Below are 20,386 nucleotides of genomic sequence, written 5' to 3'. Positions count from 1 at the left end.
AAAGAGGAAACTTTTTCAAAATGAAGGGAATCGTTTTTTAGTTTCTGTTTCCAAATAACTCGTTTCCATCATCTTACAAAACAATCGGTTTGAGCGTCGGTGCGTTGCTATACTAAAGAGAAAACAGGAAAAAGGAGTACAGTCCATGAAACGATTCATCATTCTCACGCTGATCGCCGCTCTCGTCGTCAGCACATTCCCGCCGCCCGTTTCGGCGAAGACGCCGTACGTGACCGCGAAGCAGGTCGCCCTCAAGCAGTCCGCGTCAACGAAAGCGAAGACGCTCATCACCATCCCGAAAGGCAAGACCGTCACCCACTTATCCGACAAAGGCAGCGGGTCGAACGTCCAGTACGGCAAACAGAAAGGATTCGTCGCCAAACGGGATATCCAGAAGCAGACCACCGCACCGAAACCGGTGACAGACGTCGTCCCGGCACCCGTCTTCGGGTCGTTCAGCTACTTCACGTATAAAGGCGGCGACATCGTCAGCATGCTTGGCAAGACGTACAAAATTGACGCGCCGTTGCTGCCGTTCTTCAAAAAACACGCAGGTGTATTCAAGACCGTGTTCGGGATCCCCGTCACGGACGGGAACGTGATCACCGGGTTCAAGGTGTTCAATCCGAACCAGTTCCATCCGGGTTCGTTCACGCTCGATATCGACAAGGCCGCCTCCGAGCGAATCGAGACGTTCGTCATCAACGTGAGCTCCCATCTGAGCCCGACCATCGTCATCAACGCGGCCAGTCCCGTCACGCAAGTCACGACCGCCGGCTCAACGGGACGTTCCGCCAAGTCGCTGTCACCGGAACGTCGCGCCTTTCAGGAAAAGCGACGATTGAACGGGTCGTCTTACGGATGGGCGACTTTTATCCATCGCCTAGTTCTTATATCGCTCAGGTGAACGTGAACGGGACGATCAACCACCTCGAGTCGACGTTCGCCGACGCCCAAGTGACGCTCGGTCGTTCGACCGTCGTAAAACATGTCATCGGCGTCTCACCGAACCAAATCTTAGACGGGGCCCATGGGTTGATTAAAGGAACGAAACCATCGGCCGTTCCGGTTCGGGGCCGATGGATGAACCCGACCGAGCAACAAATCAGCGCCTGGCTCATGCGCCTCGCGGACGAAGAAGTCGACGTCGATACCGTCGCGTCTCACTAGCAACCGCAGCGGACTGGCAGCGCCTCATCGATGACGTGAACCGGGCGCTTCGCCCCGGGCCGTTAGACCGCCCGTATGTCATGACGACGCAACGAAGTCATCTCGAGGATTTGGTCCTCCGTCACGACCGTTCGCTCGTTTCCTATGATACGTCGAAGCGTGACGACTACCAGCGTGAGCTCATCGGGTTGATCGATCCTTCCGGTAAAATGATCGACGTCGCCTTTAAGCGGACGTTCGAGAACCAGGTCGTGCGACACCACGGCGCTTACAAGGAAGGTGACTTCGTGACAGAACAAGCTCCGTACCGTGAGTCAGGAACGTATCGCCACGTCTCTTTGATCGGTTCAAATCGCCACCACTTCACGTTCGACGTGACCGTCAACGGGCGCGAGTCTCGCGTGACGAAAGTCAATGGCGAGGCGTTGTCCGCCTATAAACTGGCACCACCTCGCATCGAAGTGAAACGGGCCGGTGAGTTCTTGCTCATTCGTACGCCTGACCGCCGATGGATGGATAGCGTCCAACAAGCCGTCGCCCCGAACGCAGCGTATTTCGACCCACGTCTGATCGCGACATACCGCGTACCGGAGGCCGGGACGTGGAACGGCTCACCGTACTTCGTACTATACGCCTCTTCGTACGTACCCGGGCGCAAGCTCGTCTTGCAGGCATACGGATATGACGATGTCGTCATCACGATCCCATAAGTAGAAAGGGCGTTTCATCAAACTTATACAAATGAATGAACCTGGAATTCTTACAAGTATGAAAGTAAATAAATTCAAAATCATGACCTAAAAAATCAAAAAATAGTGCGACAAACATTGGGTATAATTGTATACTGAAGTGGAAGAAACTGATAAAAAGAGGTGCGGTCATGACAACTTTTCTCCCTTGCTCCGAGCGATTCACATATAAACGAAATTTGCAGCGGCTCGCGGAGATCGACCTGCATCAGTCAGCCACGTGTGAGTTCTCATTCACGCTCCACATTAGTAAACAAGCTCAACTGGCCGAGCCGTTCCGACAAATCGACTCGTTTGACTCGAGCTCGCTCTGGAAATGGTTCCCGAACATGAAGGCAAAGTACGACTCACAGCGCGACTGCCTCAAGGCGGCGACGTCTTGTCTGTCCGTGATCGTCATCGACTAACATCCACGAGGTGCCACGCGCACCTCGTTTTTCTATGCGAAAACGCCTGCCCGAAATCATTCGGACAGGCGTTTTTTTAGCGGACCGTCACATACACGGTCTGCGTACTCCCTTTCGGCGTCGTCAGTTTGATCGTCAGGCGCGTGCCTGACTTTTGGGCCGCGATTGCGACCGGTGTCGACTTCGACGTCACCGCCTTCGTCGCGAGGAGCGTCGTCCCGCGATGGATCGTGACCGTCCCGTAGTCGACGTTCGAGTTGACCGTGACCGTCCGTGCCGTGCTCGTCGGAGCGGCCACCGTCATGACCGGCGTGAGACCGGCCTTCACGTTCACCGTCTGCACGAAGCGGTATACCCCGCGCGTGCTGACGAGCGTGATTTTCGCGTTGAGCGGCTGCGGTGCCAAACTCATGACGACACGTCCCGTCGACGAGCTCTTGCCGCTCGCGATTTGTCGCGTCCCGTTTTGGAGCGTGACGTTACTGTTCGGAAGCACCATGCCGACCCACGTCGTCTGCTCGTCGTGGAGGCGGATGTTGCTGAACGTCACTTGCGGGAGCGCGAGGCGGGTGTCGAGTTTCTGCCCGTTCCGCACTAAGCGGACGAGGACGATATCGCCCGGACGAGCCGGGATCGTGAACCGCGTCGTCGAAACCGGTGTCGCCGTCGTCAGCTTGCCGTTGATGAAGAATTGAAGCTCGGCACGCGTGTCACGACGAACGTTGACGACCGTGTGCGTCGCCGTCATCGCGACGTCCGTCACTTCTAAAATCGTCGGTCCGATCGCAGCGACTTGATGCTCAATCGTCTTCGTCCGATCACCAGCGCGCATGACGACGCGGACGACGTCTCCCGGTTTTAGCGGTGTCTCGAGATGGAGCAGGCTTCCGCCGGTCCCGAGCAACTTGTCATTGACGTAGTAGTTCGTCGTCACGAGACGTGTCGTCGTGTTGACACCGATTGACAGATCGCCTGCCGTCGGTGTCTTACGCAACGTGAACTCCGGCTCGGCCCGTTCAAAAATCGTCAGCACTTTCTCACTGCTCAGCGGTCCACCGAACGGACGGTAGTAGAACTGGACACCTTTCGTGAGCGGGTCGACCGAGTCCGTCACCCGGAAAATCCCAGACGCATCCGCTTGGACCGTCTCATAGTAGCTATGGTAACGCTCTTTCACGAACAGGCTGATCTTTCCGTTAGGGACCGTCTTGAAGGCGACGCCCGTCTCCGCGTTGTCGCCGACGACTTTGATGTTCATGTCGAGCGGGATGCCGTCCGTGACGGTGAACCGTTTCTTGTAGGCGGCGGTCGTGCTGTCAACGGACGAGATGACGAGCGGCGTGCCTTTCACCAAACGGTCCGTTTGGATATGGAACCGTCCGCCGGCATCGGCGCGGCCCGTATACGTGACCGGTTGGCCGTTTGAGACGGCCTCGACCGTGATTGAGGCGCGCGGTGTCGTCTCCCCGATGATTTCGCCGTCCATGCCATACTGTTGGACCGTGACCGTACCTTCTCGCTTCACATAGAGCGTGTCCGTGAAGCGGAGACCTTTATACGTCATGTGATAGGTCACAGACGTCGCTCGGTTCGACTGAAGCGGCGAGGTGATGCCAGAGTCGGCGTAGGTCGGTGTCAGACGGTCGAGCGGGATCGACCGTTCCGTGCCGTCAATCCGCGTCTCTTTCAAGAAGATCGGATACGACCGGTTCATGTATAGCGTCATGTCGCCGGATTCGTTCGCTTGCCGATCGATGAAAAACTCGAGCTTCTGCGGAAGCTGACGGTAGGCAGATAGCGCCATCCGTTCCCCATCGCTGAAGACGATTGTCTCCGGGAACACGTTCATCGACACGGCGACCGGATACGTCGTGACGTCCGTTGTCGCGACATCGTATACAGAGTACGCGCCGTCTTGATACCAATGGATCGCACCGTTTGTCATCGCATAGTTCGTATCCGATTCGTTCCGTGTCGTCAACGTCACGCTTCCAGTCACTTCATTATAAATATAGTGGGCCCGGTTATGGGCGTGCACCGTATAGATCGTAATGTTTTGGAAAGACAGCGGCTTTTTGACAAGGATGTCTTGTTTCGGGAGCGTACGGGTGAAGCGCGTCTCCCCCGTCTCGGCAGAAACGTGTGCGATTTGTTCCAATTGGTCCGCTGCCGCAAGGATCGTCTTCCCGTCCGCCGTCAGCGAGACGTTCGACGTGCCGAGGTGCTTCTCCCAGATGACGTCGCGGGCAAGCGTCGTCGCGACGGTCTTCCCGTCGTTTTGATACCAGAAGAGGCGGCCGTTGCCGATGTCGGCCCCGATGAGGCGGTCATATTCCGGGAACGAGCTGATCTGGACCTTCCCATCTAAACCGACGACATAGAGCGTCGACGAGCAGTCGGTGCAGCGCTCGGTGAAGACGAGGTAGTCGCCTTCCGGGCTGACGAACTGGTCGACTTGAGTGAAACGGTTGAACGTGACGGCTTCGGTGAGCGCGATCCGCTCGCCCGTCGTCGTGTGATACAGCGCCTTTCCGTCATTTAAAAGAACGTAAGGGCTGTTGGAGATGCGTTGATGGGGCGGGAGCGGCTCACTGCTCGTCGCAGCGTTCGCGCTCGGCACGGCGAGTCCGCCGACCATCAAGAAGAGTGCCAAGATAAAGATGATTCGATTCACGTATGTTTTCCTCTTTTCTTAAAATTATGGGAAATGATATTTTTTATTACAAAAAAAGTATAATCTGTTTTTTAGAAAAGGGGAATCATTTTTTTGTGCAAGGCATAGAAAAAAACCGGCAGTGCCGAGGCACTACCGGTTTACAAGATGGCTCCGTCCGAAGACTTTGCTCTATTTAACCCTAAGGGAGGGTCAACAATTATTTAGTGATTGTTGCGTTTACAATCACGTTTCCATTACCATCAGCCAAACCTGCATCTTTGAACTCTACAGACAAGCTGTCAGAGAGCGAGAAGTTAGCAGCTGTTTCAACAGTGAGTTTGTTGCCTGAGATAGACAAGCTATCTGGCGTTACAGTTACACCGTTAACTTTAACAATGATCCCTGTTGTCACATTTGTAACGTTCTCAGAGAATGTTACCGTGAACTTGTTGCTAGCTACAACATCAATTTTCGTTGCAACTGGTGCAATGTTTTCCTTCAACGTCAAGAGTTTTGAAACTTTCTCGCCAGCCAATGTGTTTCCAGCTGTTGATACAAGATTCTTACCTTCGAAGACGTATAAACCGTTAACAGCTACAGATCCAGCTGGCAACTTCACGTGAACCTCTTTCAAGCTGTCCACGAAGTTGAGCGTTGTTCCAGCAGGAAGCGCTTGCCCACCAAGAGTATAGTTAGAAGCTTGAAGCGCAGAAGATGTCATGTTCTCACTGAAAGTAACAACGAGTGTAGAATTTGACACAGGCTCAGCTACAGTAGCAGTAACTGTTGCAGTGCTCTCTGGCGTAGCTGGAACAAATTTACCTGTAGTCAAGTTGAAGAACAATGTAGAAGCAAGCGGGTTACCAGAAAGATCTTTAACCGATTCTTTATCTACAGAGAACCCGTATGACGTAGACTCATCAAGATCAACCAATACTTTAATAGTATAAGCTTCTGCTCCTTCAATCTTGCCATTCCCATCCACGTCAACACCTTGACCAGTTTTTTGATCTACAAGAATCGGTTCAGGTTTGCTTTGAACGATTCCGTTAATTGACGTGATGTTAAGGTTCCCTTTGAAATCAACCTTCTCGCTGAACGTAAGGTAAACAGCATCTACATCAGTATCAACAGTTTTGTCATCAGCAACAAGGATTTTAGCTGAAGCACCAGCGAATGTAGGTGCTGTAGTGTCACCTTGAATCAAACCAGTGAACGTGTAGTCTTCGCCTTTGTTTCCAGCGAGATCTTCAAACCCAGCTACTTTGAATGATGCGTTCAAGAACGTTGCAGTTCCGAGTGCACCCTTCACATCAGCAGTGTACTTTGTTTTCACATCTTTATCTTGAACCAACGGATATGGCGCAGATCCAATAGTTAGTGTACCAGCAGACTTAAGTTCTTCTGAGAAGTTAAGTGTGACTGTAGTTCCAGAAACAGAACCAGACACAGTTGGTTTCACGTTGTCAACAACCGGTTTTGCAACTGTGAAGTTGAGGGCGATCGGGTTAGAGACGTTACCAGCGAAATCTTTTACGCCAACAAGGTCAACACGGTATGCTTTTTCAGCTTCAAGACCTGAAACCGTTAAAGTTTTACCATCTTTAGAAAGTGAACCAGAAGTTTGAACGCCGTTCACACTTACTAATCCAGCAGATTGTACAGGCTCAGAGAAAGTGATCTCAGCAGTTGTACCTACAGCTTTGACGCCAGCTACAGAAGCAGCAGTCTTATCAGCAGCCGAGAAGATCGCGTTGTATGCAGCAGTCAATACTTTAGCATCAGCTTTAGTTTTGATTGGAGCAACAGTCAATTTAGCGTTAGTAACTTCAATTTTCGGTGTCGCTGGAGCAACTGCTGTTGCAGTAAGCGTAAGAACCATTCCATCTTCAGAAAGAACTGGTGTATCGAAAGTTACGCCTTCAAGTGTTACTTTACCAGCAATGTCAGTTTTATCGACAGGCTTGTTGAAAGTAACTTGAAGTTCTTTCGCGTTGATTGCCGCTACGTTTTTAACCATAGCTGCTTCAACTGTGAAGTCTTTAAGGTCAGATTTCACATCGCCAGATACGAGTTGGAACGAGTGTGTGCCAACTGGGAATTGACGAGATACAGACAATTTGCCTTCTTTAGTAACTGTTGCTTCCGTTACGATTGGCGTTGAAGCAGTGTTTTTGTTAGCGAAAACGTGAAGTTCAACTTTTTCGCCTTCTTTGAGGTTCTTCACGTCAGCGTTTACAGAAAGAACTTCTGTCGCTTGGTTAACTGAAGCAGAGATGTTTTCGAACTCAACTTCACCAGCTACTACTGTGTAAGAAAGCATTTTCGTTACACGGTTACCGTTGTGGTTGTAAGAGATGAGGACTTTTTGCTCGCCTTCATCTTTCGTGTTGTAGTTCGAGCTCATTGTGTAGCGCTCAGGAGCTTGTGTGTAAACTTTTCCATCGCGGTACATAACGCGGATCGATGGTTTTACGAGTTCAGAACCAGCTTCGACTTCGCCGAGGTCTTGGTCAAGAACGTAGAGTGGGTAGTTACGAGCGTAAAGTTTCTTGATGTACGTCTTGCCATCAGAACCTTTACCAGTAACTGTTTGCCACTTGTTGATTGCTGTTACGAGGTGCTTGCCCCATGTGATTTGTACGCCAGCTGGTGTGTTAAGAGCGAGTGCCTCTTTGAACTTGCCGCCGAGTACGACTTCTGCTTTGAGCTCAACTGCTTTTGCTGTTGAAGCTTCTGCTGCCATTACCGGAGTAAGAGCTGCTGCCGTCACAGCGAGTGCTGCTGACGCTTTGACTAACTTGAATGATTTCTTTGCCATCTTGTGTAAATCCTCCCTTTGGTATGTTGCGATTTTGCGCTACCAGCTTGCAAGATCCGCTCCCCCCACTAAACGATTCCATATGTATACGCCATTCGAACGAACGACTTATCCAACCTGATCCTTTAGGTCTTGAGCTTCACCGAAACTAGTAGGTATTTTTCAAGATGTGACTCTTGAACAATTTACCAAGTATGAACTTGGAAAACCTTACATCCATAATATACATAACGCTTCCAAACAGCACAAGCGTTTTTTTTCGTAAAAATGGGAATGATTTTGAATTTTGGAGCTTTCGAGATTATTCAATTACTATTTCCCCTTTTTTATAAATGTCGAAAAGGGTCGAAAAATGCCGATTTTAAGCCATTTTGAGCTAAAACACTTTTATTTTAACTATAAAAGGATATTAAATGCCTTTAAATGGATTAAAGTATAATTTCCATGTATGAAATTTGATTCGTATAAAAACAACCATTTATTCATCCTTATTTTTACATTGACCAAACTTTTAAAAATGAATCAAATCACCTAGTTTAAATTCAAGCGAATGTCTTTTGGTCCTATCCAGCTGTGAAAATACACAAAAAGAGCCGCCGACACGTGGCCGGCAGCTCTCCCTCTTGCGATTTTCTTCTATATTAGTATCCAGCGTATTGGAGCGACTGGATGAACGCGCGCTTCTCGCCTCCGAGGAGCGCCCATTCGACTTCGTAGTCATATCCTTCGATCGTGACGACGATCCGGTTCTCCGGACGAACGTGTTGCTTGATGAACGCGATCATCTTCGCATCCGGTTGGAACAAGTACGACTCTTCGACCGTCCCATCGTCATACTCGTAGTAATCAACGTCGTACGGGTCGATCGTGTGGACGAACGACGCCTTGCCTACACGGATGCGGAGCTTCTCAAACTCGAGCGGCTCACCGTCTTCCGCGATGTAGTTGACGAGGAAGCCCATGTTGGCTTTCGTCGGACGATCAAAGAAGAGCGGCGCGAACGTCTCGTTGTAACGGACCGATCCGTCTGCGGCGAACACTTCCTTATGAAGCGTCATGCGGAAGCCGTCCATGTTGACGCGGTGGAAATTGTTGAAGAGCGCGTGTTGCACCGTGAGCGTCTCAGCGGCACTGCGGTTGCCGGCGCCGTCACGGACGACGAGCGACATCTTCTTTCCGAGCGGTTGTTTCGGGATCGGTAAGACGAACTTCCCTGTCGACATGACCGGGGCCGTGTACGCTTTCCCGTCGATCGTCACGATGACCGTCGCGAGCGGCTCGGCCGTTCCGGCGATCCCGTTCGATACTGTCGTGACAGCTTGTGTGAGGCGCGCCTTGTTTGGTGCGACCGTGTCCGCGACGACCGTCGACTTCACGAGCTCGCTGATCGCGCCGTTCGGTTTCTTCGCTTGTGCCGTGAGCACTGTCCCCACTTTTTGGAGCGCGATGACGCGACGGTAGTTCCCGTTCGCATCGAACGAGCCGTTGAACGTACTGCCGCCGACCGTGACCGTGACCGCGAGTCCTGGCGTCCCCGTCACTTCGATGGCGCGTGATGAGTTATCAACTTTCCCGATGACCGGGGCTTTCGGACGTGCCGTCGCGTCTTCTGCGACGACAATCGCCGTCGTCTCGCTCACGTTTCCGCTCGCATCGACCAAACGGACGTCGATGACGCGTCCGACCGGTTGCGGGGACATCGTGAAGATCGCTTCGCCGTTCGTGCGGATGATGCGCTCATACGTCTTGCCCGAGATGAGGATCTCCGCGTTCGCGCCGACTTCACCTTTGATCGTGAGTGACGTCGAGGTGTGGAACACGGCCGAGACGACCGGTGCGTCCGGTGCCGTCACGTCAGCTTCGACTTCCGGCGTCGTTTCGACTGGAGTCGTCACTTCAGGTTCTGTCGGAACCGTTGTGTCTGTCGTTTCCGTCTGTTCGACAGGCTCGACCGTCTCGGTGTTCCCTTCGGCCGCGACGAACGATGGGCTGAAGCCGCCGATGACGAGTGTCCCGGCGAGGAAAAGTGATAAATACTTCGGTTGTTTCATGTTTATGAATTCCTCCTAAAATAATGTAGCAATAGACAACAAATTTATTATATTGGATTATTTTAAAAATAGGTACATAAATTTCTAAATTATACGTATGTTTTTCATCTTTGGGAGTCATAAAAAAAGACACCTCCGAAATGGGAGATGCCTCAGGCTCATACTTCGTGAATCATCGTCGCCTGACCGCCTTGCCAGAGCCACGATTCGCCTTCTTTCACATACAGGTGGAGCGCCCAAAAGCGTCCTTCATACGCGTTCGTCCCAAGGATGAACCGCTCTTCTAACAACAGTTGGACGATGGCGAGGTCGCCTTTCACCGTCTCGTCGAACGTGACCGTCTCTTGGGCGATCCACTGGACCGACGCCGGGTCGACGAACTGGTCTAAAAACGTCTCTTTATCGAACTGACGGCCGCTCGAATCGACGTAGCGGAACGAATCGTGCATGATGCCGCGCATCGCCTCGAGGTCCCCGCCCGTCTGGAACGTGGCCCGGTCGTCAGAAAGTTGTTTCATATTCAATGTTTCCATAGATGTACCTTCCTTTCAGCGTTCATCATACCATACAATCCGCCCTGCTTCATCCGGGCTTGTCACACCTAGTTTTTACCAAACATGAATGAGGAATCATTTTTCGATTTATACCCGTCTCTACGCCTCCTCACACGTCAAGAGACCGGTGTCACCACCGGCCTCTCGTCATTCGGTCCCGAAACGGGCTAGTTGTTGCCGGATGACGGCCGGACGCCGCTCGGCGAACTGGCGCATCTCGGCGAGTTCGGCCTCCCACGCGTCGACGGACGGGATGTTCCCCCAGCGCGCGATTTGCCGCGGCATCTCCGGCACGACCGCACTCGCGACCTCGTCCAGTTTCGACGTCATCGCCTCCGGTGTGAACGGCCCGGCGAGCAGCTCGTCGAAGATCTCAACGAAACGCTCCCGTCCTTCCGTGCTCGCCATGAGCGAACGGAACAACGTGTGCTCCGGTCCGGGTCCCGTCAAGAAGGCGAACATGTCGTAGTTGATGCTCTCCTCGAGCGGCAAACGCCCGGCGAAGCCTTGGTCGAGGTCGAAGACGACCCAGCGCCAACGTCCATCGTGGCCATAGGCGTCATCGTCCGTCAGTTCCGTCGCCTTGCGCCAGACGACATAGTTGTTGAACATGCTGTCGAGGTTGCCGTAAAACGCCTGGTACGCCGCGTACTCGAGGAAATTGTCGACGTCCATCCGGCGCTCGAGCTCGTCGAACACGTCAGGCGCGTTCAAGTCGTTCGTCTCGGCGAAGCGGACCATCTCCCGGTAATGGATGAGATCGGCGTCTCGTCCCGTTTCGATGACGAAACCGTCCGGCATGTCTTGGTCCGCCTCGAGGATGGCGAGCTCGGTCTCGTCGATGTCGTATTTGATCTCGAAATAATCCGGTGAATACAGTTCCCGCAAATTATGCAGCCCCCAATACTCCCCGTTTACGAGGACGATTGTCGGCTGATAGTCTTGGAAGTCGAGCGGACGCTCACTGAGAAGTTCCTGCATGAACGCGTCACGCAGCATCGCCCCTTGCCAATCATTGCCGGCGTTCCGGAGGAGCAGACGGTTGAACTCGGTCTCGTCGTTCCCGGGGAAGAACGGGTGGTAGAAGCGGCTCTGCCCGTACTCGCTCCGCGCGTAAAGGCGAAGGCTCTTCTGCGCGAGACCGCGCGAGAAACCGCCATGGATGCGGATGCCGATGTCTTGTCCGAAGACGTGCTCGCCGCCTTCAAAGTAATCGAGGTGGGCCGGCCGCTCCCATTCCCGCCCCGTCTCGAAGAAGTTGCCGCGCCCGATCTCGAGCGGGCCGTCCGGGACGTCGCCTGGCGTATAGATCCCGATCCGCTCATCGAACAAGTTGGCGGCGTCGGTCGTGAGCGAGACGACGGGAAGGTTCGACGTGAACAAGTCCGAGTCGAGTAAATACGTCCGCGTCGCGAGCGCGCTCGTCGCGCCATCCTTCACGCTGATCGCCCGGACGACGAGGGCTCGTTCGGCCGCTCCCCGTTCGAACGTCGGCGGGGTCCGGTTCGTCGCCATCCGGTTGTTCGAGAGTACCGGGTTGTTCGCGGTGAGCGACGTGTCGAGCGTGATCGGGCCCATATAACGGGTCGACTCGGGTGTCGGGTCGCTGCCGTCTGTCGTATAGAAAATCTCGGCCCCGTCTGCCGCCTCGAACGAGAGCGATGTCCCAGGTGCGATGATGCCGCTGTCGACCGTGAACGAGGGCCGGTCCGGCAACATCTCGAAGTCGCGGTCGGTGACGCCCTCGGCGATCCCGTCGAGACTCGAATAGTCGTGCGTCGCGTTCCCCGTCACGTACAGCCGTTCCGAGATGTCGAGATTCTCGAGCGGCGAGAAGTCGGCGATGCGGTTGTCCCGCAGATTGACGTTGACGAGTCCCGTCAGGCCTTGGAGCGGCTCGATCGATTCGATGGCGTTGCCGCGGACGTTCAGATGCGTCACGTTCGGGGTCCGTTCGAGCGCCTCGAGTGACGTGACGTCGTTGTCACGCAAGTTGAGCGTCGTGAGCGTCTCAGACGCCGGCAAGAACGAGATGTCGCTCACGTCGTTCCCTTCTAAATCGAGCGTCTCGAGCGTGTCCGGGAGATCCGGCACGTCCGTCAGACGGTTGAAGCTCAAGTCGACCACTTTCAAATGAGGTAAGTTGGCGAGCGCCGACACGTCGGTCAAACGGTTGCCGGACAGGTTGAGCGTCTCGAGCGACTGGAAATGTTCGAGCCCGGTCAAGTCGGTCAACTGATAGCCGGACAAGTCGAGCGCGGTGACGCCCCGGACCTTGTTCTGGTTGAACGAGCCGACCGGGATGTTCAGCTCTTCGGCGAGCGCGGCCTCGAACGCCGCCCCGGCCGTCGCGTTCTCTTCGGCGATGTAGTACATGCCGCCCCACGTCCCGGCGAGCACGGCGGCCAACAATCCGACTTTTAGTACCTTCATATAATACGAGCCTCCCGACGTCGATATACGTTTGCGATTCGTGTGCTGTAACAGTATACTTGAATTCTAACACACCTTAACAAATATTTAACAATCCCGATAAAGGAGAGACACCGTGGCCCAAGAGATATTCAAGCGATACGAGATCAAGTATTTAATCCCATTTGCGAAGTACCTTGAGCTCCGTGAGCTCATCATGCCGTACATGCATTACGACACGTATGGCAACCCTGAAGGGAAATATAATATCGTCAGCCTCTACTTCGACTCAAACGACAAGTCGATCTATTACGAGACGCGCAACAAGCTCCCATTCCGCCAGAAGCTGCGCCTGCGCGTATACGATCAGGCCGACCTCGGCAGCGCCTCGTTCATCGAAGTGAAACAGAAGTTCAAGAACGTCGTCAACAAGCGCCGGACGATCCTCCCGCTCCATCAGGCGTACGACATCCTGCGCGACCCGAACAAACCGCTCGAGACGGTCGAGGCGTCGAACCCGCAGATTTTGAAAGAAGCGCTCCACTTCCAGCACTTATACGACCTAAAACCGAACACGGTCGTCAGCTACGACCGCCAAGCGTTCTCCGGGACGTTCGAGAAGGACCTCCGCGTCACGTTCGACTACAACCTCATGTGCCGAAACGATGACTTGCGAATCGAACACGGGCCGGAAGGGCACCATTTCATCGACCCCGGCCTCGTCGTCCTCGAAGTGAAAGTGTCCGAGGTCGTCCCGTTCTGGCTCGCCCGCATCTTGTCGGACCTCGAATGCAACAAACAGAGCGTCTCGAAGTTCTGTACGAGCGTCGAATTGTTGGAACACGAAAACTCAAGCGAAGGTAGGATTTTGTCATGACCGATTTCTTCAACGAAGTACGCCAGCTCGCCGACGTCACCTCGCGCCTTACCGTGCTCGAGGCGGCCGCGGCCATCTTCCTCAGTTTCATCTTGACGCTTTGCATCGCCTATTTGTATAAACGGACCCATACCGGCGCCCGTTACTCTCAGTCGTTCGTCCAGACGATCATCATCATGGGCGTCACCGTGTCGGTCATCATGATCGTCATCGGCAACAACGTCGCCGTCGCCTTCGGTCTCGTCGGGGCGTTCTCGATCATCCGCTTCCGGAGCGCGATGAGCGACCCGAAAGACATCGCCTTCATCTTCTTCGGCATGGCGGCCGGCATCTCGTGCGGCCTTGGCTTCTACATACTCGCCATCCTGTTCACCGTGTCGCTGTCGGTCATCATCCTCCTGTTGTACACGTTCGACTTCGGTCGCGGAGGCTCGGACAAGAAACGGCTGTCGATCACGGTGCCGGAAAACTTGCATGACGAGACAGCGTTTGACGGGGTGCTCTCGGAGCACTACAAGTATTACGCGCTCCGCTCGGTCGAGACGACGAACCTCGGCACGATGATCCAGCTCGTCTATATCGTCCAAAACAAGGACGGCGTCAAAGACAAACAGATCATCGATGAGCTCCGTAAGATGAACGGCAACTTGAAAGTGTCCGTCAACTATTTGAACACGGAAATCTTCTAACATGAAAAATCGGCCCTCGCGAGAGGACCGATTTTTTTATTTGACGATGACCGTCGTGATCTTGCTCACTTTTTTCGTCACGTCTTCCACATGGACCGATAAGCGCTCGCCTTTTTTCAAGGCGCGCGTTTTCGCCGTGTACGTGCCAGCGAGCGTCACTTTCGACTTGCCGATGACGCGGTTCTGTGCGTCACGGACGACGACCGTCATGCCGGCTTGGGCTTTCCCGGTCACTTGTTTCGCGTTCGCACGCGGAGCTGTGACGCTCGGTGCGTTCGGACGGAGCCCTTTCGCGACCGTGACGCGCTCCCCGGTGAAGAGCGAACCGTTCGTATACGTCACGCGGAGCACCGTGCCCGGCTTTTGCGGCGTGAGCGACATCGTCACGCTGCCGTTCCGTGCCGTCCCCCAACCGATGCGCTTCGTCCCGTTATAGACGTTGACGACCGTGCCCGGTTTCGCCGCGACCGTGAACACCGGCGCGTTGTCGAACACGCGGCCTGGCTTTGGCGCGATTTGAAGCATCGACTCGGCGCGATAGACGTTCACTTTCCCGTATCCGCTGACGACGTCGTAATACGGGAGGAGCGGTGTCTTCAACTCGTCTAACACTTGCTGCATCCCGTCATACATGCGCGGGTCTCTCGGCGCGTCGCCCCCTGTGAAGGCGAGCGGTTCGGCCGAGCGGCGAAGGATCGAGCGGACGCCTTCGACCGTCATCCGCGGGTGCTGTGACACGAGAAGCGCCACGGCCGCGGCGACGTGCGGCGTCGCCATGCTCGTCCCGTCCATATAGACGACGTTGCCGTCCGGCACGAGACTCGCGACTTTCGATCCTGGTGCGACGACGTCGACGTTGATGCCGAAGTTCGAATAGTCGCTGACGAGACCGAACGTGTTCGTCGCGCCGACCGAGATCGTATATTTCGACGAGGCCGGGTACGACACGAGCGACTGGCCGTCGTTCCCTGTCGCGGCGACGATGATGACGCCGCGGTCATGGGCATACTTCAGCATGTAACCGATCGTCCGGCTCTCTGAACCACCGAGGCTCATGTTGATGACTTTCGCCCCGGCATCGACGGCGTACTTGATGCCGAGTGCGATTTGGTCCGTCTCCCCGTAACCCCATGAATCGAGTACTTTCACCGGCAAGATCGAGACGTTCGGCATCATGCCGCGCATCGACGTGCCGTTGTTCTGCGCGGCGGCGATGACGCCGGCGACGTGTGTGCCGTGACCGTGGTCATCGATCGCATCGCCTTCCCCGTTCGGGTCGACGAAGTTCTTCCCGTTCTTCACATCGACTTTCCCTTTCAAGTCGAGGAGTCGGTGATCGACCCCGGTATCGAGCACGGCGACTTTCACGCTACGGGCGTTCAGTTTGAGCGCCTCGTACTTATCGAGCCCGATGCCCGCATCCGCGAACGGCTTCAAGATGGAACGGCTGTTGACCGACCATTGATAGCTGTACGTCGGGTCGGCCATGAACGCGGAGTATTTCTCGATTGGCTCGATATACTCGACGTTCGGGTCGCTTTCGAGCATCGTCTGGGCGGACGCTTGCGTCTTCGCTGACGCCGCCTCGACGTCGACGAGGGCGAAGTGGTCGCCCGATGCCCCGATTGACAGACGCTCGGCCGAGACGTCACGCAACGCGTTCATCTTGCCGATCGACTGGCTCGGTGACGTCTTATATTTGACGATATAGCGCGGCGCGTCCGAGACGTTCACCGTGATGCCGATGCGGTCGAACACGTCCGTGATCGGCGTCCCGGCGAGTTCGTCCATTCCAGCGAGTCCGGCGACCGAGGCGATGTCCGCCTTCAACCCTTCCGGTACGCTCTGGTTGACGAGGGCGTGCATCCGGTTGATCGCCGTCGCTTCTTTTGCTGAGACCGTATGCTGTTTCCGGTCGACGAGCGCCGTCAAGAGCGGTTTCAACGTCATGAGGTCTTGATAAGCCGCTTGACGTTTCGCCTTGTCGAACGTGACCGCCTTAACGATATACGGCGAGGCGCGGTAGTAAAGTGCCGCGAGTTCACGCCCTTGTTCCGACTGGTTGAGGACACCGGTCTGGACGTGGCGAATCAACTCGAGCATCGTCTTTTTATCGTTCGCTGACATGAAGATCGTTTCGACGGCGCACATGTCGCCGCCTTGTTGCTCATACTTCACCGGCAGTTTGACCGGGTTGTAGACGAGCTCGATCTCCGAGGCGAACTCGGACAAGTCCGGCTCGCTCGGCGGTTCTTCTGATTCTTCCCCTTCTTCAAGCGAGAAGCTCTCTTCCGGCGGGTACATGTCCGGCATCTCCATCGGCATATACTCGACTTTCACATAGTACGGTCCTTCCCAAGCGTATGGGAGGTTGATTGTCGCTTTCCCGTCCTCTTTCGAGGCGCTCGCCCGATACGGATAGAACGTCTCGTCCTTCGCGCCCATGTCCGCACTCGGATAGACCGAGATGTGAGCGAGCTTCGTCGCTTCCATGACGATTTGCATATGCGTCATGTCACTCGGACCGTTCCGTTCTAGCTTGAACCAGTATGTATTGACCGGTTCGACGCCCGTCGTGAACGTGACAGCCTTCCCGGCCTCAAGCCGTGCCGCCTGCTTCATGCCGGCCCCGGCATCGGCGTGGATGCGTGGCGGGACGAGCGAGACGACGAGTAGGACCGCGAGCAATGTCGCAACGGTCCGTTGCACCATTCGTTTCATCTTGTTTCCCTCTTTTCCAAGTATTAGGTGAATCACCTTGGATATAGTATACGGGATATGACAGAAAATGTTTCAATTGTGTTACGAAAAGATTTCATCTTGATTTCGGAATTTTGAACACCAGCGTATTGACAAGTCGTCCCGCGCCCGGTAAAGTGACGATAACATCATACGAACTCGCGATGAGAAAGAAGAGTAGCGCGAAGGGACGTCTTCAGAAAGCCGGTGGTCGATGCGAACCGGTGACGTGTCTTGCGTGAATGGGCTTTTGAGCGTTCAGACCGATATGTAGGCTCTGACGGGTCCTCCCGTTACCGAGGACAGCGAATGATTGTTCGCGATGAGTGGGGAGACGTGGTGTCTCTCAACGAAGGTGGCAACACGGGGAATCTCCTCGTCCTTCATGTCCGTTTGGGCATGTCGGGCGAGGAGATTTTTTATTTTAAGGAGGTCAATCTTATGGAACAACGAATCATCAATGGCGACGAACTGACACCGGTGGCCATCTTCCACCGTCTAGCAGGTGAACGGAAAGTATTGCTCGAAAGCCGCGCCGAAGGCAAGCACGGCCGCTACTCGATTGTCGCAGCGAATCCGGTCGAGACGATTCGTGTCGACGGGACGAGTGTTTCGGACGCGAACGGAACGATTGAGACGGCCGATCCGCTCGTCCACTTGTCCACGCTCATCACCCGTGACGTCCCGGACGCCCCGTACCCGTTCATCGGCGGCGCCATCGGCTATATCGGCTACGACATGCAACGCGTCTACGAACCGATCCCGAACACGCCGAGCGAGACGCGCGGCTTGCCTGACGCGTTGTTCCAGCGCTATGAGACGGTCGTCTTGTATGATCACCTCGAGGAACAGGTCATCTTGATTGATACCGGCGAGTCGGACGCGACGGAACGGCTCGACATGATTCAACACCAACTCGAGACGGCACAGACACATACGCTCGAACCGGTCGTCCGGACGAGCGAGCGCATCTTGACCGAGAAAGACGAATTCATCGAACGCGTCTTGAAGGCGAAGGAGGCGATTCTCGCAGGCGAGGTGTTCCAGCTCGTCTTATCGCAACGAATCGACGCGACGTTCACCGGCGACCCGTTCCACTTTTACCGGACACTCCGGAAACAGAACCCAAGTCCGTACTTATTCTATATCGACCTCGGCGAAGCGATCGTCCTCGGCGCCTCCCCAGAAAGCCTCGTCCAAGTGAGCGGGAGCCGGGTGACGACGAACCCAATCGCCGGCACACGCCCGCGCGGCAAGACGGTCGAAGAAGACGTCCGACATGGCGAGTCACTCCTCGCCGATGAGAAAGAACTCGCCGAGCACCGGATGCTCCTAGACCTCGGGCGAAACGACATCAGCCGCGTCGCCAAAGTCGGCACGGTGACAATCCCGAAACAGATCGAGCTCGAGCGTTTCAAAAACGTCATGCACCTCGTCTCCGAAGTCGAAGGCGAACTGCGCGACGACTTGAATCCGATTGACGCCCTGCGCGCCTGTCTTCCGGCCGGAACCGTCTCCGGGGCACCAAAAATTCGGGCGATGCAGCTCATCGACGAGCTCGAGACGGTGAAACGGGAAGTGTACGCCGGGGCGGTCGGGTATCTCAACGTGCGGGGCGGCTTCGACTTCGCGCTCGCCATCCGGACGATGATCGTGCAAGGTGACACGGCCCATGTGCAAGCCGGCGCCGGGATCGTCTATGACTCAGACCCGGTGTCGGAATATGAAGAGACGCTGCATAAGGCCAAATCCCTTCTGGAGGTGTTCGCATGATTTTACTCATCGACAACTACGACTCGTTCACATACAACGTCTATCAGGACGTCGCCCGGTTCAGTGACGTCACCGTCGTCCGGAACGACGAACTCTCGGTCGAGGCGATTCGGGACCTCAATCCATCCGGGATCATCATCTCCCCTGGCCCCGGCGGCCCGCGTGACGCTGGTATCTCGCTCGATGTCGTCCGGGAGCTGTCCGGCGTGATTCCCATACTCGGTATCTGTCTCGGCCATCAAGTCATCGCCGAGGCGTTCGGCGGGACGGTCGGACGTGCACATGAAGTCATGCATGGGAAGACGTCACGCATTTTGACGACCCCGTCCGTCTTATTCGATGGCGAGCCGCTCGATGTCATGCGCTATCACTCACTCGTCGTTCAAGCGACGGAACTTCCTGTCACCGCTCGCACGGAAGACGGTGTCATCATGGCACTCGAGCATCCTGAACATCCGACGTACGGCGTCCAGTTCCACCCCGAGTCGATTGGAACGCCCGAGGGACGGGATTTATTCGAGCGGTTCGTTAAAGAATGCGTGAAAAGACCGGGGCACGTGTCCCCGGTCTGAGTTTAGAGCCTCTATGATTGTGCATTACGTAGACTGCATTTAAATGTAAGTCATATATGGCTAAACATAGTCATCCGACATGTAAATGAATATGTTTAGCGCTCAAAACTTAGATATAAACTAGTTAGAGGTTTGTTAAACATAGTCAAACAGCAAGAAAATGACTATGTTTATCTGCTGCATCATGAAATCAAACACAGGAAAAGAATCTTTATTCCATCACACTAAAAACGCATCCAACTGAAAGTCATGCTTATCGAGTACGATCTGTTCGCGCGCGATGCCCTGCTCCCGCAGTGTTGCGATCGTCTCGCGCAAGAAGTCATCGCTGCCGACGACGTAATACAGCCCGTCCAAGTCCTGTGCGAGCGTCTTGGCCGCCTCGTGGTAACGAACGCGGCTGTCGACGAAATCAGCCGTGAACGTATCCGTCGACGTAAAGACGTCTTTGAATAGATAGTTCGCCGACGAGTCGACGTTCAACGAATGAAGGTGCGGGACCCCTTCCCCGTCCGCCAAATAGTCGAGGACGAGCGGACGGAACGTCGCGAGCCCGACACCGGCCGACAACAAGTAGACGTTCTTCCCAACACGTTTTAACGGCACGTTCGAATGCGTCTTGAAGATGGCGACGTTCTCACCGAGCGCCATTTTCCGGAGAATCGACTTGAACTCGGAACATTCTTCTTTGATCCGTGTCGTGATGCCAATCACGCCTTCTCGCGGTAACGTCGAGATCGACATGTGGCGAATCAAACTCCGGTTCGGTCGATCCTCTTTGTTGAACCCTTCGAGCGCGAAATGCGTGTGCGCCCCTTCCTCCCACGTGAAGCCGTCCGGGCGTTCGAGTCGGAACGTATATGTATCGGCCGCTTCTTCTACGACATCTAAAATCGGTGTCCAATAAATCTGCATC

General features: G+C 54.7%; 15 protein-coding genes and 1 other annotated feature. Of the genes, 8 read left to right on the top strand and 7 right to left on the bottom strand.

The features are described from left to right. Positions 1-145 precede the first annotated feature (145 nt). The 4 genes from P398_RS0106065 (at position 146) to P398_RS0106045 (ending at position 2,326) form a co-directional block, all read left to right on the top strand. Entirely contained in the window at positions 146-907 is a 762-nt protein-coding gene (locus P398_RS0106065) for an SH3 domain-containing protein (RefSeq protein ID WP_029334458.1), read from the top strand. Continuing rightward, the gene (locus P398_RS0106060) at positions 862-1,170 is read left to right on the top strand and encodes a hypothetical protein (RefSeq protein ID WP_147287397.1); all 309 of its coding nucleotides are present in this window, start codon (positions 862-864) and stop codon (positions 1,168-1,170) included. The genes P398_RS0106065 and P398_RS0106060 overlap by 46 nt, the downstream gene beginning before the upstream one ends. Before the next feature lie 80 nt (positions 1,171-1,250). Beyond that, entirely contained in the window at positions 1,251-1,880 is a 630-nt protein-coding gene (locus tag P398_RS0106055) for a hypothetical protein (RefSeq protein ID WP_147287396.1), read from the top strand. Positions 1,881-2,050: 170 nt separating this feature from the next. Further along, positions 2,051-2,326: a hypothetical protein gene (locus P398_RS0106045; protein WP_029334454.1), complete on the top strand. Its 276-nt coding sequence runs from the start codon at positions 2,051-2,053 to the stop codon at positions 2,324-2,326. A gap of 76 nt (positions 2,327-2,402) precedes the next feature. On the opposite strand, the gene P398_RS0106040 is transcribed toward P398_RS0106045, so the two are convergent. From P398_RS0106040 to P398_RS0106020, 5 genes are all read right to left on the bottom strand, one after another. Next, positions 2,403-5,000, bottom strand: coding sequence for a hypothetical protein (locus tag P398_RS0106040; protein ID WP_029334453.1), 2,598 nt, complete (start codon positions 4,998-5,000; stop codon positions 2,403-2,405). Positions 5,001-5,199: 199 nt separating this feature from the next. Next, the gene (locus tag P398_RS0106035; RefSeq protein ID WP_051638879.1) at positions 5,200-7,803 is read right to left on the bottom strand and encodes an Ig-like domain-containing protein; all 2,604 of its coding nucleotides are present in this window, start codon (positions 7,801-7,803) and stop codon (positions 5,200-5,202) included. 641 nt (positions 7,804-8,444) lie between these two features. Then, positions 8,445-9,854, bottom strand: coding sequence for an Ig-like domain-containing protein (locus P398_RS0106030; RefSeq protein WP_029334451.1), 1,410 nt, complete (start codon positions 9,852-9,854; stop codon positions 8,445-8,447). Positions 9,855-10,012: 158 nt separating this feature from the next. Next, entirely contained in the window at positions 10,013-10,387 is a 375-nt protein-coding gene (locus P398_RS0106025; protein WP_024370639.1) for a nuclear transport factor 2 family protein, read from the bottom strand. A 168-nt stretch (positions 10,388-10,555) separates the two neighbouring features. Next, positions 10,556-12,841 (bottom strand): CotH kinase family protein, encoded by a 2,286-nt coding sequence (locus tag P398_RS0106020; protein WP_029334450.1) that lies wholly within the window; start codon positions 12,839-12,841, stop codon positions 10,556-10,558. Between the two features lie 115 nt (positions 12,842-12,956). On the opposite strand from P398_RS0106020, the gene P398_RS0106015 reads away from it, so the two are divergent. Together P398_RS0106015 and P398_RS0106010 are read left to right on the top strand one after the other, a co-directional pair. Then, the gene (locus P398_RS0106015) at positions 12,957-13,697 is read left to right on the top strand and encodes a polyphosphate polymerase domain-containing protein (protein WP_029334449.1); all 741 of its coding nucleotides are present in this window, start codon (positions 12,957-12,959) and stop codon (positions 13,695-13,697) included. Then, positions 13,694-14,386, top strand: a complete 693-nt coding sequence (locus tag P398_RS0106010; protein ID WP_024370642.1) for a DUF4956 domain-containing protein — start codon at positions 13,694-13,696, stop codon at positions 14,384-14,386. The genes P398_RS0106015 and P398_RS0106010 overlap by 4 nt, the downstream gene beginning before the upstream one ends. 36 nt (positions 14,387-14,422) lie before the next feature. On the opposite strand, the gene P398_RS0106005 is transcribed toward P398_RS0106010, so the two are convergent. Further along, the gene (locus P398_RS0106005) at positions 14,423-17,107 is read right to left on the bottom strand and encodes a S8 family peptidase (RefSeq protein ID WP_051638878.1); all 2,685 of its coding nucleotides are present in this window, start codon (positions 17,105-17,107) and stop codon (positions 14,423-14,425) included. 173 nt (positions 17,108-17,280) lie between these two features. Further along, positions 17,281-17,512 (top strand) — a binding site (T-box leader). A gap of 54 nt (positions 17,513-17,566) precedes the next feature. Here P398_RS0106005 and trpE point away from each other — a divergent pair. Both trpE and P398_RS0105995 read left to right on the top strand, forming a co-directional pair. Beyond that, complete coding sequence (gene trpE, locus P398_RS0106000) at positions 17,567-18,898, top strand: anthranilate synthase component I (RefSeq protein ID WP_029334447.1); 1,332 nt, start codon at positions 17,567-17,569, stop codon at positions 18,896-18,898. Continuing rightward, positions 18,895-19,470, top strand: coding sequence for an anthranilate synthase component II (locus P398_RS0105995; RefSeq protein WP_029334446.1), 576 nt, complete (start codon positions 18,895-18,897; stop codon positions 19,468-19,470). Before trpE ends, P398_RS0105995 begins: the two co-directional genes overlap by 4 nt. A 219-nt stretch (positions 19,471-19,689) precedes the next feature. On the opposite strand, the gene P398_RS0105990 is transcribed toward P398_RS0105995, so the two are convergent. After that, positions 19,690-20,385 carry a ferredoxin reductase domain-containing protein gene (locus tag P398_RS0105990; RefSeq protein WP_029334445.1) on the bottom strand — a complete coding sequence of 232 codons (696 nt, stop codon included), beginning with the start codon at positions 20,383-20,385 and terminating at the stop codon, positions 19,690-19,692. Position 20,386: the final 1 nt, after the last annotated feature.

It is taken from the genome of Exiguobacterium aurantiacum DSM 6208 (assembly GCF_000702585.1).
GTDB classification, from domain to species: domain Bacteria; phylum Bacillota; class Bacilli; order Exiguobacteriales; family Exiguobacteriaceae; genus Exiguobacterium; species Exiguobacterium aurantiacum.
Note: the sequence above shows the minus strand (reverse complement) of the source record. Positions and strands in the feature narration are given on the sequence as shown.